Source organism: Paenibacillus sp. 1781tsa1, from assembly GCF_024159265.1.
Lineage (GTDB): Bacteria > Bacillota > Bacilli > Paenibacillales > Paenibacillaceae > Paenibacillus.
On the sequence record NZ_JAMYWY010000001.1, the window covers coordinates 5,093,946 to 5,108,527 of the forward strand.

Sequence of the window (14,582 nt, forward strand, 5' to 3'; positions counted from 1 at the left end):
GATCTTTGCGGGCTTTTTTAACATGCGCTTCATACCAGGACGTTTATTGGATTGAATCGATTTTCCGAAGGTCGGGTGCGTTGGCTTCGATTAGCCATTCTCCACTAACTTGCTCATCTCGTCCAACTGTCCATCAACCGCGAGCGGTGTGTACATCCACCATTTGTCGTAGGATACCTTATGTACATTTCCATTACGAACAACATTCAAGCTCTTCCATACTTCCGAACGACACAACTTGCGAAAGGCAGCTTCGGCACGCGGGTTCTGCCCATTGACCATGATGAACAATCGATCCGCATCATAATGTCGGAGTTCTTCGAATGGTAACTTTTCCGAGAAGGCATTATGACCATTATAGTCATGAATGAATTGCTGTACGAGCGGATGAGGCTTCAACTGGAGGGAGCGGTACAACACATGCCCCATGTTCCGGTCACCTGCCACACGAAAACCTGTTTCATCGATCACAAGTGCCGCATACGTATCTTGCAGTCCGATAATGGAACAGAGGCGCTCCTTTGTCTGGGCCACTTTAAGCTGATGTTGTTCCATCCACTCTCTGCTTCTCGCGCGTTTGTTAACAATGGCTGATACGCTGTCTAACTGTTGGTATACGTCCTGAGATTGCCAGGGGATGCGTACCACTTCGGCAATCGTGGAAAATTGCTCGTACTCCCCAGTTGTCATATGTTCATATCCCAAAATGAGATCGGGCTCCATTTCGCGTATGGCCTCAAGATCAAATGGCTCCCAGACAAACGGTCTCATCTCAGGCAAATACGGGCGAACATACTCGTTGCGGAACAAATGATAATCCGGTGCTCCAATTGGCGTCATGCCAAGTGCAAGCAAATGGGAGGTGAACAGCAGACCGATAACACGCGGCTCATGTTTCTTAATATAGACGCTGGGAGACACGCCTTCTTGCTGTTTGAACCTGCGGCTGAAATAAAACTCATCTTTGAATCCAACCTGTGTCGCAATAGAGTGCATGTCCCGGCTTGATGAGCGTAGCATACGTTTGGCATGATCCACTCGCACACGATGCAAATAATCCATGGGGCTTGTACCTGTTACCTGCCTAAAAATATGGCTATACTGCCTCGTGCCAACGCAGGCGATAGCAGCCAACTCCCCCAACTTCCAATTATGCTGGTAATTTCCCTCCATTTGAGTAATGGTCCGTAATACAGCCTCCTTGGTATTCGTGGGCTGATTCGCACAGGCTTTGACCACAAATTGAAAGATTGCTTCCTGTAGTAAAATTCCCAGCCTAAAGCGGCCCATCCCCATCTCGGTCGTCCGTAATTCAGCAATTTGATCCAGTAGTACCATCAGATTACTCAAAGGCTGAATAGCAACCACTCGGTTCCCAATTAATATTAAGGGATGTTCCTCTGAATTTCCTTCCCAGTCTGCATCCAATTCCAGCTTATGGGCATGCACGATATGTCCAGGTTGATGTTCCCACTCCAAGATCGTTCCAGGGAGAACAAGAATACAACTGCCAGGAACAATCAGAAGGCGTTGTCCGTCCACAACGGCAATACCTTCTCCCTCATCAATGACCCACAGTGCATAACTGCTCGTCGTGAACATCTTTTGTTCTATACCTGAATGAAACGTATATACATCAATCCCAATCCAACGCAATCGCACGTTATCCATGGGCACATCGAAGGTCTGCCAATCCACCGTATGTTCACCTTTTCTAAATGAAAATAATTCTCATCTACAACTTATTGTACGACAATTCAGATATGCAGAAAAGCCCCCTAATGTACAGGGAGCTTTTACGCCAGTTCCTCATTATTGATTATGTTGTTTGAACAACTCCACTGCTTCATCCAGCAAAGCATCCGTGGAGAATAATGTGTAAGACCACCATTTGTCATGTGGCACAATGAAGACGTTGCCGTTTTTGACCGCTGGGAGGTTTTTCCATAGGCTCGATTCCTGCATTTTCTCATAAAATTCCGTTGAACCCGGTTGGGTATCATTGACCTTGATGATCAAATAATCCGCGGTAATCACAGGCAATTTCTCCAGTGACTGCGGCTCCGTGTACACGACAAATCCATCGCTTTTGTCAACCTCTTCCTGAACCCATGGCATACGCTTTAATCCAAGCAGATCGTGCAATACAAACCCCATATTTCGGGTGCCTGCGACCTGGAATGAATCCTTGAAGATTTCAACAGCCGCCACTGTCTGGTCTTCTCCAACAAGGTTACTCATCTCGGCTTTGCGTTCTGTTGCTTTGGCTTCGTGTTTCGTTATCCATTCTTCCGCTTCCGCTTTTTTGCCAACGATATCGCCAATATATCTTAGTTGATCGTATAGATTGTCTTCCCATGGATAAATCACCGTTGGAGCGATTTTCTCCAATTGTTCGATCACATCCGATTCAACAAAGGAGGATGCAATGATCAGATCAGGCTGAAGTGCGGTCACTGCTTCCATATTTGGTGGGTAGTCTCCGGCGATTTCAACCTCGCTGGCAGCATTTTTCAAATAATAATCCTGATCGATTTCATATTGAAGTCCGCCTACCGGCGTAATACCCAGAGCCAACAGTTGCGTTGTTGCACTGATAGAAAAAATGCGCTGCGGGTTCACGGGAATCTCTTTTGTTCCGGTAGGATCCGTGAAAGATTTCGTTGGTGAAGCGTTGGCGGATGCCGTCTCTTCCTGACTCGCAGTTCCTGCATCCGTTGATGATGAAGCTGTCTGGCTTCCGGTGGAAGAACCGCTATCGGCCTGTGTGCCACATCCCGCCATAATAAGGACCAACAGCAATATCATTGCTGCTGAGATAATACTATACGTACCTCTTCGTTTCATTGAATGAATCTCCTCGCTTTGCATTTTTCGATAATGAGAATCAATATCACTTAGAATAGAATAACGGACATCCCTATTATTTGCACATGGAGAATTCGGCGATTTTATTTAGATCATTGAGAGGTCCTGACAGAATACACACCTATTTGCCGGCGAAGCCTGCGATCTCATCCAATAGCGCTATGTTCTACGAATTGTGCTCACAAGTAAACAGGAACCTCTCACCATGATGGTAAGGGGTCCCTGTATATTAACTTGATATACAGCTCATTTTCCGTTAAGTGATGGTCAGACCGCCGCTTGCATATCCGGCCACGGTTGTAGCTACATCAAGACCGGCTGTTACTGATGCCGAGAAGACCATAAGCAAGCGGTCACCTGCGGCTACCGGAATGCTCAGTCCTGTAGTCAATCCACTGGATATTGTGCCCAGTGCCAAACTGCCAGTCAGTGAAGGAGTCAAGGTTACCACTGCACCGGGTACAACTGTAAAGGAGTTATTCGGTGTAGTGGAGCGGAATAATTGAGCAGTTATGGTTACTGTAGAACCAATCAAACTAAGTCCTGCTGTCGTACTGAAATAAGCAGCCAGTGAAGTAATCGTTCCTGTACGCGATGCGGAGAAAGCAAAGTTAAGCAAAGTGCCAGCAGCGCCTGTGAGATCAATAATTCCTCCATTAACACTTACCCCTGTAGCACTGTTGCCAAAACCAACTAAACTGGAGGTATTCAGAAGGCCACCTAATACCGTAGTCAACGCAACTGGAAGTCCTGATGCGTAAGGTATGATTGCTCCAGCTCCTGCCGTTCCCGTAGCCCCGGTTGTACCTGCGGTACCTGTAGCTCCTGTAGCTCCGGTTACACCTGCTGTACCTGTTGCTCCCGTTACCCCGGTTACACCTGCTGTTCCTGTTGCTCCCGTTACTCCGGTTACACCTGCTGTGCCTGTTGCTCCCGTTACTCCGGTTACACCTGCTGTTCCTGTTGCTCCCGTTACTCCGGTTACACCTGCTGTACCTGTTGCTCCCGTTACTCCGGTTACACCCGCTGTTCCTGTTGCTCCGGTAGCTCCGGTTACACCTGCTGTACCTGTTGCTCCGGTAGCTCCGGTTACACCTGCTGTACCTGTTGCTCCGGTAGCTCCGGTTACACCTGCTGTACCTGTTGCTCCTGTTACTCCGGTTGTACCTGCGGTGCCTGTTGCTCCGGTAGCTCCGGTTACACCTGCTGTACCTGTTGCTCCGGTAGCTCCGGTTACACCTGCTGTACCTGTTGCTCCGGTAGCTCCGGTTACACCTGCTGTACCTGTTGCTCCGGTAGCTCCGGTTACACCTGCTGTTCCTGTCGTTCCCGTTACTCCGGTTACACCTGCGTTGCCTGTTGCTCCGGTTGTACCTGCGTTGCCTGTTGCTCCGGTTGTACCTGCGTTGCCTGTTGCTCCGGTAGCTCCGGTTGTACCCGCGGTGCCTGTTGCTCCCGTTGCACCTGTGGCCCCTGTGGCCCCTGTGATGCTTGGGATTTCACCCAGCAATTCGGAAGAAACCAAACGATGGGCTGTTACCAAAGTGCCTGTGCTGCTCTTACCCCATACGGATACTTGAACAGGATCATTAACCACCGCTGGTGTTGAAAAAGTAAACTCGAAGGCATCAAAATTAGCATAATAGTTGTTGGTTATTACTTGATTGGGTACGATGTCAAAAGACTCACTGACGTACAGTACTCTTATTCCACTTTCCATGTAATACCCTTGTATTTGTATGGTTGAGGTAGTCACATCACTGCGGTTATCCATTCTGACAGTAACTGTCTGAGTCGGTCTTACACCGCTAACAGCATTATTTTCGATCGGCCCTGTTGATAAAAAGCTCATCGCTACATCTCCTCTTTTGGGGATTTCTGATCTCCTAGATGTCATTAACTGTTTTTTCGTGCTCCACCACCCGGTGTGCATCAACCAATTGTCCAGAGGCTTGTTTGCCCCACACTGATATCCCTACTTCCTCCACACCTTCCACGTCTGTTCCAAAAACAAACTCAAAAGCATCTAAATCTGCAAAATAATTTCTGGTCACTGCTTCATTAGGAGCAATACTGATCACTTCACTCACATATAACGTTCTTGTTGTGCTTAGCACATACCCCTGAATGGATACTGTTACAGAATCCAACTCAGCCCGACTTACCAATCTAATCGTTACCTGTTGGGTCGGTCTAACCCCGGAAACCGGATTGTTTTCTATCGGTCCTGTTGATAAAATAGACATTTTTCCCCATCCCACCTTTTTATGAACCTCATACTCTAGCAATATTTGGCATAAGCTCACTTGATAGTAATATTCAAAAACTCAACCGACGGTGTGGACAAAACACAGGGGGCAATTTCACCATTATCAATAAACAACAACCTTGTACGCCCCGTGCTTATCTATACAATGAATGAAATATGTACAACAGGGAGAAGAAATTATGCTAGTGAAAGTTGAGCATCAAGTAGGCGAGTATTTCGTTTAAAGCCAATTCGATTCCAGCAAAAAAACGACCGATCTCCCATTCGATCCCAGGGAAACGGCCGCTGCTTAAGACGTGTTTATATTCGTGTTTATTTCATGAAGTTATGAACAGAATGACGGGCGTAGTTCCAGGAACTCATCTACCCCAACTCCAAATAGTGAACCGTTCTAAGCCCTTCACTCCTTCTGGCTCTGGAAAGAAGCTTTATCTCCATATCCCCCATAATAGTACAGTTGATGCTGAACCAACCGTTTGAATGATTAGCGATTAAATAGTAATCTTCTTCATCATCCACCAAATATAAAAAGATTGTATTATCTTAAAATTGTGATATGATATCGTCAAGTTAATAAACATTTAAAAGAAAATATGAAAAATAATTACATTTAAATGCAACCAAACCTCTGTCTACGCTAACTTCCAGTGTTCTAATTCATTTTATTGAAAGCGATTACAAAAAGAAACCTGACGGATTATAGCTTTTCTAATCCCACACACAGATGCAGGCTTACTTCGGGTTATAGCCACTCCCTTGTCACCGTGACCACGTACACGGTGTGGAGGTCGCCTGGCTTAAACCATATATAACAGCATGAAGACTTAACCTAACATCCAACCTAACAACTATTCAAAAAGGGGGTGACATGAGGGACATCTCTTCATTTTTTCGGCATTTCATCATCTCAGCTATTCTGAATTTCGATTCACCACTAATCCAATCTCATGGAGGCGAAACGTATGATCCGTAAACCGCTAGTTTTGTTGTTGGCATGTCTGCTAATCTTTGTCACCCTACCCGTAGAATCGAGCCATGCAGCCAATGCAGCCGTAGCCAAACTCCCTGGAAATTCTAATCCTCTCATCGATCACAAACTTGGAGCCGACCCTTATGTGCTCGTCCATAACAATAGGGTCTATGTCTACATGACAGGTGATGCATATCTGTACAACAGTGACGGCTCTGTCAGAGAGAACCAGTACAGCACCATCGGGAAAATTAACGTCATCTCTTCAGCTGACATGGTGAACTGGACAGACCATGGTTCCATCCCTGTAGCGGGTGCGAATAATGCCAATAATGGACAAGGTATTGCCAAATGGGCTACCCAATCCTGGGCTCCTGCCATGGCGAAGAAAACTATTGCTGGCAAAGAAAAGTTTTTCCTGTATTTTGCCAACTCGGGCGGAGGTATCGGGGTACTCACAGCGGATTCCCCCATTGGTCCTTGGTCCGACCCAATCGGACGTGCCCTCTTGACGCACGGAACACCAGGTATGTCAGGTGTAACCTGGCTCTTTGATCCGGCTGTACTTGTCGATGATGATGGCTCTGCCTACCTTTATGCTGGAGGGGGTATTCCGAACGATACCAATGCTGCTTCCATTGCCAATCCCAAAACAGCTCGGGTGATTCGTCTCGGTGCCGACATGATCAGCGTGGTGGGCAGTGCCGTTACGATAGATTCTCCTTATATGTTCGAAGATTCCGGTATTCATAAGTATAACGGCAAATATTACTACTCCTACTGTATCAACTTCGCGGGAACACATCCCGCTGCATATCCAAAAGGTGAGATCGGATACATGGTCAGCGACAGCCCAATGGGCCCTTTCACGTATAAAGGACACTTTCTGAAAAATCCTGGTACGTTCTTCGGGGTAGGCGGCAATAACCACCATGCCGTGTTTCAGTTCAACAACGAATGGTATGTGGCATACCATGCACAAACGGTAAGTAAGGCATTCCTCGGGGATGGCAAAGGGTACCGTTCCACCCACATCAACAAGCTGACCCACAACGCGGATGGCTCCATCCAGGAAGTGCAGGGTAACATGACTGGTGTATCCCAAACGACCAACCTCAACCCGTATGTCCGGGTGGAAGCGGAAACCATTGGCTGGCAAGCAGGCATTAACACCGAGCCGAGTCAAGCGAGCGGTGGACCTGTAGCCAATCAGAATGTCACTAATATTCATAATGGAGATTGGATCGCGGTCGGCAATGTTGATTTCGGCTCAGCCGGAGCCTCCAAATTCAAGGCTAATGTCGCTTCTACCGGAAATGGCAACATCGAGGTACGACTGGACAGTCCGACAGGTCCTCTGGTGGGAACACTTAATGTAAGCTCAACCGGCGGTTCGCAAACTTGGCGCGAGATCGAGACCAATGTAACCAACGCTACGGGCGTACATCGTTTGTATCTGGTGTTTACAGGCTCAGGTAATGGAAACCTGTTCAAACTGGATTACTGGCAGTTTACATCCGGTTCGGGCGGCAACCCCAACCCCAATCCTAACCCGTCCGTTACTCGCATTGAAACGGAAAGCATGACACTTGGCGGTCAATATGCCGGTGTGATCAGCTCCCCTTTTAATGGAGTAGCACTCTACGCCAACAACGATTATGCAGCATACAATCAATATTATGCTTTCCCAACCCATCATTTCTCTGTCCGCGGTGCTTCCAACAACAATGAGACGGCCCGTGTCGATCTTGTCATCGGGGGTGTAACGGCGGGTTCATTCTACTTTACCGGTACACAACCGACCGTACAGACCCTGTCGAACATCACACATGCTACAGGCAATCAGGAAGTCAAGCTAGTCGTAACAACGGATAATGGCACGTGGGATGCTTATATTGATTATCTTGAACACTCGCAATAACACAAAGGTCAAGATAGACTTGGGAGGACAAGTTATGTGGAAAAAAATCTGTACACTTCTGCTCTCTCTTCCGTTACTTGTGGCATCGTTTTCAACGACAAGTCCTACCGCTACCGCATCAACGTTCAGCAATCCTGTCATTTATGCGGATGTTCCTGACAGTGATGTCATCCGGGTGGGCAATGCCTTCTATATGACCAGCACAACGATGCATATGAATCCGGGTGTACCTGTGATGAAGTCTTATGATCTGGTCAACTGGAGCATCGTAAACTATGTGTATGATACGCTTGGAAACGGGGATATACAAAATCTGAACAACGGACAAAACGAGTATGGACGCGGTTCCTGGGCAAGCAGCTTGCGGTACAACAACGGGATATATTATGTGACCTTTGGCTCACTTTCCACGGGCAAGACGTATATTTATCAGACCAGCAATATTGAAACAGGGCCATGGACACCTTACACATTGAACAGTTATTACCATGACCCCTCCCTTTTGTTTGACGGAAATCGAACCTTTCTTGTTCATGGCAGTGACAACATCAGTATCGTTGAGCTGACACCTGATGCCAAGTCCGTCAAGTCCGGCGGCCTCAATCAGGTCCTGATTCCGAATGCGAGCAGTATAGCTGGCTCTAACATGATTGTAAAGGCAGAAGGAGCACACATTCAGAAGATCAATGGCATGTACTATGTATTCCTGATTGCCTGGCCTTCGGGTGATGGTCGCATTCAGCTTGCCTATCGTGCAAACACATTGACAGGGCCATACACAGGTAAAGTTGTACTACGAGACTCGGGCATTGCCCAAGGAGGTATCGTGGATACCGCATCCGGCGCTTGGTACGGCTTGCTGTTTCGTGATAGCGGGGCCATTGGACGCATCCCCTATCTCGTTCCTGTGACGTGGTCGGATAACTGGCCTGTGTTTGGAGTGAACGGCAAGGTTCCCCTTACCATGAATATGCCCGTTGAAGGTCAGCCTGCTGCCAAAATCTACGGGTCCGATGAGTTCAATGCAACCACATCAGGTACACCCTCAGTAACGCAACTGTTAGTGAACGGCGGCTTTGAGGAAAGTAGCATTCAGCCGTGGAGCAGCAACAATACGGCGAACATCACCGTAACAAATGCCGAAGCATTCAGCGGTACAAAAAGTCTGCTCGTCAGCGGCAGACAGCAGACAGCAGGCGGTGCCAAACAGATGGTTACAGGGAAGCTGGTACCGGGAGGAACATATTCTTTTTCGGCAAAGATCAAATACACTACTGGTCCTGCAACCAAAACGTTCAATCTTAGCATCCAGAACGGTGCAAGTTATACCGGAATTACCATTATGGGCAGTGCGACGTTAACCCGCGGACAGTGGGGTACCATTCAAGGTACGTATACCGTTCCGTCGAATGCAGACTTGTCTCAAAGCTTTATTTTTGTGGAAACACCGTATAACTCGAATCCGGACCCGACCAATGATCTGATGGCGTTTTATGTGGATGACGTCTCCCTGACGAGCAATTCATCTTCCGGTACATCCAGTCTCACTACTTTCTGGCAGTGGAATCATAACCCCGATGCTGCCAACTGGTCCCTGCTCCAGCGGCCGGGTTTCATGCGGATAACTGCAGGCAAAATCAGCAAAAACCTGTTAGAAGCCCGCAACACGCTGACACAACGAACCTTTGGTCCAAAAAGTACGGGGATTACGGCTATGGAGACAGCAGGCATGAAGGACGGTGATTATGCCGGACTCGCTGCTTTTCAGGCCAGATATGGTTTTGTCGGCGTTAAAATGACAGGCAGCACCAAATCCATCATTATGGCTAATGCCAGTTCCGGCACCATGACCGAAGTAGCAACTGTGCCATTAAACCAGAACAGAATCTATCTACGCGTCATCTGTGATTTTACGAACCAGACCGACAAAGCCTACTTTGCTTATAGCCTGAATGGCAGCAACTGGACAACCATTGGCAATACACTTCAAATGTCTTACACCCTGCCACACTTTATGGGATACCGGTTTGCACTATTCAATTATGCAACGAAGTCTACCGGAGGATATGCAGATTTTGATTATTTCCGCGTAGAATAAATGTAGTTTTAATCGGTTATTCATTTTTCGCTTATTGATCAGGACCTGGACTTCACCATGTGTGGAGCCAGGTCCTTTTCAGTACATTTCTTATGAGAATATTCACTTTTTAACTTCAAAAATCCTGAATCTTGACAAGGATGAAACATACCTCATGTAAACTTCATGTTTCATATATCACCTCTATAGTAAGATATAGATTAATGTAAATATTATTAATTTCTAATCTGTAAGGAGGGTTTCATGTGAAAAATATAATTGTCTTCGGTGCAAGTAAAGGATTGGGCGATGCATTCGTCCGAGGTGTGCCACAGTCTGGTGATAAAGTCTGGGTGGTCTCCCGCAGCAAACCGGAGAATCTGACCGTGGCGGATGGCGTCCAGCGAATATGGATTCAGGCCGATCTTTCCGAGCTTCAAGCCGCGGAGCATATTGCCAGCCAGCTTCAAGGCGAGACGTTGGATGTGCTTATTTATAACGTGGGGATCTGGGAGAAGGAAGGATTTGAAGCGCACTATACGTTTGATCGGGATGAACCCGCAGATATCAGTCAGCTAATTCATGTGAATGTGACCTCAACGATTGTATGTATACAGGCTTTACTGCCTCATCTTCGCCAGTCAGAGGCAGGCAAGATCATCCTGATCGGTTCAACAGCCGGTCTGAGCAATGCAGGCAGCAGCCAGGTTTCATTTGTCGCCTCCAAATTTGCCATACGGGGTGTTACGGAAGCTCTAAGAGAGCATACGAGAGAGGACCGCATCGCGGTGACATGTATTAACCCGGGAGAACTGGCGGCAGAAATTCCTTATGAAGACGGAATGGAACGTGCACTCGCCGAGTATGACGGGACCCGTATTCCCTTGCAGGATATGGTCGCCATCGTTCGATGTATTATCAGCTTGTCCAAAGCGGCCTGTGTGAAAGAGATCAACATACCCGCATTAACGGATATGAACACTTAGATAGCGATGACATCTGCCCGCACAACCGGTTCGTTCAGTGCGGGTTCGCTATGTATACATAAGCTGGACTGAAGACCGTCTACATTAATACATGCGACAAGTGCGCAATACCTATGGAATTCGTGCGTTCATGCTCAGGGATATTTTCATATAATAAATGAGACTTTCCAGCCTTGTTCAGCAAATCACGCATTGCTGCAATCCGTCCTTTATTAACATCAATAAAACGAAAATCGATTTGGCGCAAGTGCTCCAGCCCGGTCAGTCCAGCAAAAGAATCCGCCTTGAGCGCCGTATTAATCTCTTTCAGCTCAATGGCCTCCAACATGCGGGCTGTCCATAGATATTCGATATCCCTCAACGATTTCATATAGTCCAGTTCGAGCTGTCTGAGAGAGGACATATGGGAAAAGTCGCATAACTGCTCCAGCCTGGGCAAGGACAGGTGCAGATACTCCAGCCCATGCATCTGTTCGAGTCCCTGAACACTCGTCAGCTTGCGAACAGAGCTTAGCTTCAACATCGAGATAGTCGACTCTGTCAAAGCATTCAATCCCCCTTTTAACTCACCTTGATCCAGGGACAGATATTGAAGCATGGGCAGTTCCGCCAACACATCGAGTGATTCAATAGAGCAGTTCAGAATGATGGTGTTGAGACTTAGGCATGTTGCAATGGAAGCAAAATCTTTGAATTTGCCACGCAGTTCAAGAAAGGTCAATTGTCTGTAATGTTCAATAAAATTGAGCCGGGTTGCCTTTGCAGGTGAATTCAATCTTAGAAACTGCAGTTGCTCCATCGCACCCAAAATCGTCAAATCCTGTGCCTGCAAAAGATCAAGCTGCAAGGCAGACACATGCTTCAATTGGGCAAGTCGCCCCAAAAATCCCGATGAATATCCCCCTTTAGGGTCCACATGCGATATGTGTAGAATTAGATCCGGGCGGGCAAAGAACACTTTAGCATCTAGCTCGGCAAGGTCCTCGTATGTATCCGCGCCAACACGAAAATGAACCGTTGCTCTGCGGCGCAACAGATGCACCGCCTGGTGCATCTTTTCGGCATTCCATGGAGCCCCTTGTATCGAAGCGTGCCATACTTCACTCACAGATAATCCCCCTTTTTATACCTCTATAGTTCCAATTCATTCCATTATAAACAACATGACCTGGATGAACCACCACTGAACCCAGTTTTTTTATTCCTATCCTCTTTTCAACCCTTCCTTTCATTTTCCTCATCTTCTAGTCCCTTTCCTTCCCGTTGCTTTCAATATTAATCGACAGAAATCTACATAAAACTATAGGATATGCCGACATATAACTTAGGCGTTTTGAGCTTTTTATTACTCATCTGGGGAGATGGAATATGTCGAACATGTTGAATAAGTGGGGTAAAAAGGGAGCACGGACATCCAGTATGGCAAATACGTTGTCCATTGTGCTGCTCGTCATCATCGTAGTCGTCTTTTCCGTGCTGGGAACTTTTATGTTCGCAAGCACACGAAACATTCTGGTGAAACAGCAGGAATCCATGCTCCAGACCAAGACACAGGCTATTGTTAGTGAATTTGATGCGCTATTCAAAGAAAAGGGCGCGCTGGTCAAACAAATGTCCACCAACACATTATTTAAGCAATACATAGAAACAACAGCATCTGCAGCAGATGCGGCAAGTTCAACCTACGCTGCTGAAACACAGGCGACACTGGCTGAAATTGTTAAGGCAGAGCCTTCATTTGCCGATGCTTGGGTCGCGGGTCTGGATGGAAAAGGTTTTTGGATTCAAAATGATGGTGTCGTCTCTGCTCCGGATTTTGATATCCAGTCACGTCCATACTACAAGCCTGTTACCGGTGCAGACGGGCTTTATTTCTCCGATCCGTACATTGACGTTGCAGCAGGCGACGTACTTATGGGGATCTTTTATCCCATTAAAGACGACAACAATAACATGATCGGCTTCGCTGCAGCGGATATTGCGTTCAAGGATATTCCAGCCATCATGGAGAGTTATTCGCTTGGTAGCACGGGCTATTCCATGTTGCTCTCCAAGAGCGGGGAAATTCTGTACCATCCTGATCAAGAGAAGGTGCTGAAGGAGAACATCCTGGACAGTACGGGGGACATGGGGGAGATCGGCAAGAAAATGCTTGCCGGTGAAAACGGCATACAGCTTATGAATGACAATGGGGAACGTCGTTATATCGGCTACGCTACCAGCAAGGATACGGGATGGTCCGTTGGTCTGACGATAACAGAGAAAGAAGTACTGGGTGAATTAAAAACGTTCACGTGGATTACGCTTGGCGGTTTTGCTGCAGCCACTCTTCTGCTAGTGATTATCTGTTATATTACCCTTCGCCGTCTGTTACGTTCCATACCACAACTGCTGGCCAAGATCAAACAGATTGAACAAGGTGACCTCACCGTCATACTGGATATCAAATCCAATAATGAAATTGGACAGATCGCCACAGGTTTGAATTCCATGGTGCAGAAAATTCAGGTCATGCTGCAAATGGTTGGCAGTTCGGCGCAAATCCTGAACCAGTCGTCGAATGATCTGCAAGCCATCTCCTCACGAACGGCTGTGACCATGAATGACACATCAACAGCGATTAACGAGATTGCCAATGCAACGAATTATCAGTCCATCGAAACGGAAAATATCTTACGCAAAACAGGCTCGTTGTCCAGCCAGATCGATGAAATTGCTACCGATGCACAGGCTATGGAATCAGTCGTACAGACATCTGCCGATCAAAGCAGCCAAGGGCTTGCGGTCGTGGAACAATTATCGAAATGGTCGGAGGAAAATCATCAGTCCACCCAAGCAGTGTCCTCTATTATTCAGGAGATTGATCTGAGCCGGAATGAAATATCCAGTTTTGTGGATACGGTCAAACAGATTGCCTCTCAGACGAACCTGCTCGCCTTGAATGCCTCCATTGAGGCCGCACGTGCTGGCGAACATGGAAGAGGATTTGCCGTTGTTGCCGAAGAGGTCCGCAAACTTGCAGAACAGACCGCTCAGGCAACAGAGGAAATCAACAAAAAAGTGAATGTGATTGAAGAGAAAACAACCCTGTCGGTTGAACATACCATGCGCGGTATGAAGATTGCGGAGGAAAATGCCAAATCCGTGGAAGATACCAAGCATGTATTCTTCAGCATTAACAGAGACCTGAAAGATCTGCAGCAGCGTATGATGCAGATTACCAACAATACCTCCAATGTACACAAACACAAAGATGAGATATTCCAGGCACTGGAGATTATTTCTTCCACCACAGAGGAGAACTCGGCATCGACGGAAGAAGTAAGCGCCAGCACACAGGAGCAGCTGGATAGTATTGAACAGGTAGCTGATCTGTCGAAACAGTTGAACCTGCTATCTGGCAAACTGCAAGACGAATTGAGCCAGTTTAAAGTGAAGTCATGATCCACAAGCTTTACCCTGCTCTTCTCTTTTCGTCGCTGTCCATTTAT

Annotated in this window: 9 protein-coding genes; 4 read left to right on the forward strand and 5 right to left on the reverse strand. The window is 47.1% G+C overall.

What is annotated here, in order from left to right:
* Positions 1–90: 90 nt before the first annotated feature.
* From NKT06_RS22960 to NKT06_RS22975, 4 genes are all read right to left on the reverse strand, one after another.
* Positions 91–1,698 (reverse strand): helix-turn-helix domain-containing protein, encoded by a 1,608-nt coding sequence (locus tag NKT06_RS22960; protein WP_253439582.1) that lies wholly within the window; start codon positions 1,696–1,698, stop codon positions 91–93.
* 114 nt (positions 1,699–1,812) lie between these two features.
* On the reverse strand, positions 1,813–2,847 hold the full coding sequence (locus NKT06_RS22965; RefSeq protein ID WP_253439584.1) for an ABC transporter substrate-binding protein: 1,035 nt from the start codon (positions 2,845–2,847) through the stop codon (positions 1,813–1,815).
* A 277-nt stretch (positions 2,848–3,124) separates the two neighbouring features.
* Entirely contained in the window at positions 3,125–4,720 is a 1,596-nt protein-coding gene (locus NKT06_RS22970; RefSeq protein ID WP_301290104.1) for an exosporium glycoprotein BclB-related protein, read from the reverse strand.
* Between the two features lie 34 nt (positions 4,721–4,754).
* Positions 4,755–5,114, reverse strand: coding sequence for a hypothetical protein (locus NKT06_RS22975; RefSeq protein ID WP_253439586.1), 360 nt, complete (start codon positions 5,112–5,114; stop codon positions 4,755–4,757).
* 985 nt (positions 5,115–6,099) lie between these two features.
* On the opposite strand from NKT06_RS22975, the gene NKT06_RS22980 reads away from it, so the two are divergent.
* The 3 genes from NKT06_RS22980 to NKT06_RS22990 all read left to right on the forward strand — a co-directional run bounded on the left by NKT06_RS22980 (position 6,100) and on the right by NKT06_RS22990 (position 11,091).
* Positions 6,100–8,028 (forward strand): carbohydrate-binding protein, encoded by a 1,929-nt coding sequence (locus NKT06_RS22980; protein ID WP_253439588.1) that lies wholly within the window; start codon positions 6,100–6,102, stop codon positions 8,026–8,028.
* Between the two features lie 34 nt (positions 8,029–8,062).
* Positions 8,063–10,126 carry a beta-xylosidase family glycoside hydrolase gene (locus NKT06_RS22985; RefSeq protein WP_253439590.1) on the forward strand — a complete coding sequence of 688 codons (2,064 nt, stop codon included), beginning with the start codon at positions 8,063–8,065 and terminating at the stop codon, positions 10,124–10,126.
* A 245-nt stretch (positions 10,127–10,371) separates the two neighbouring features.
* Complete coding sequence (locus NKT06_RS22990; RefSeq protein WP_253439592.1) at positions 10,372–11,091, forward strand: SDR family NAD(P)-dependent oxidoreductase; 720 nt, start codon at positions 10,372–10,374, stop codon at positions 11,089–11,091.
* Between the two features lie 79 nt (positions 11,092–11,170).
* On the opposite strand, the gene NKT06_RS22995 is transcribed toward NKT06_RS22990, so the two are convergent.
* Positions 11,171–12,199 (reverse strand): leucine-rich repeat domain-containing protein, encoded by a 1,029-nt coding sequence (locus NKT06_RS22995; RefSeq protein WP_253439594.1) that lies wholly within the window; start codon positions 12,197–12,199, stop codon positions 11,171–11,173.
* 260 nt (positions 12,200–12,459) lie between these two features.
* Between NKT06_RS22995 and NKT06_RS23000 the strand changes: the two genes are divergently transcribed.
* Positions 12,460–14,535, forward strand: a complete 2,076-nt coding sequence (locus tag NKT06_RS23000; RefSeq protein WP_253439596.1) for a methyl-accepting chemotaxis protein — start codon at positions 12,460–12,462, stop codon at positions 14,533–14,535.
* Positions 14,536–14,582: the final 47 nt, after the last annotated feature.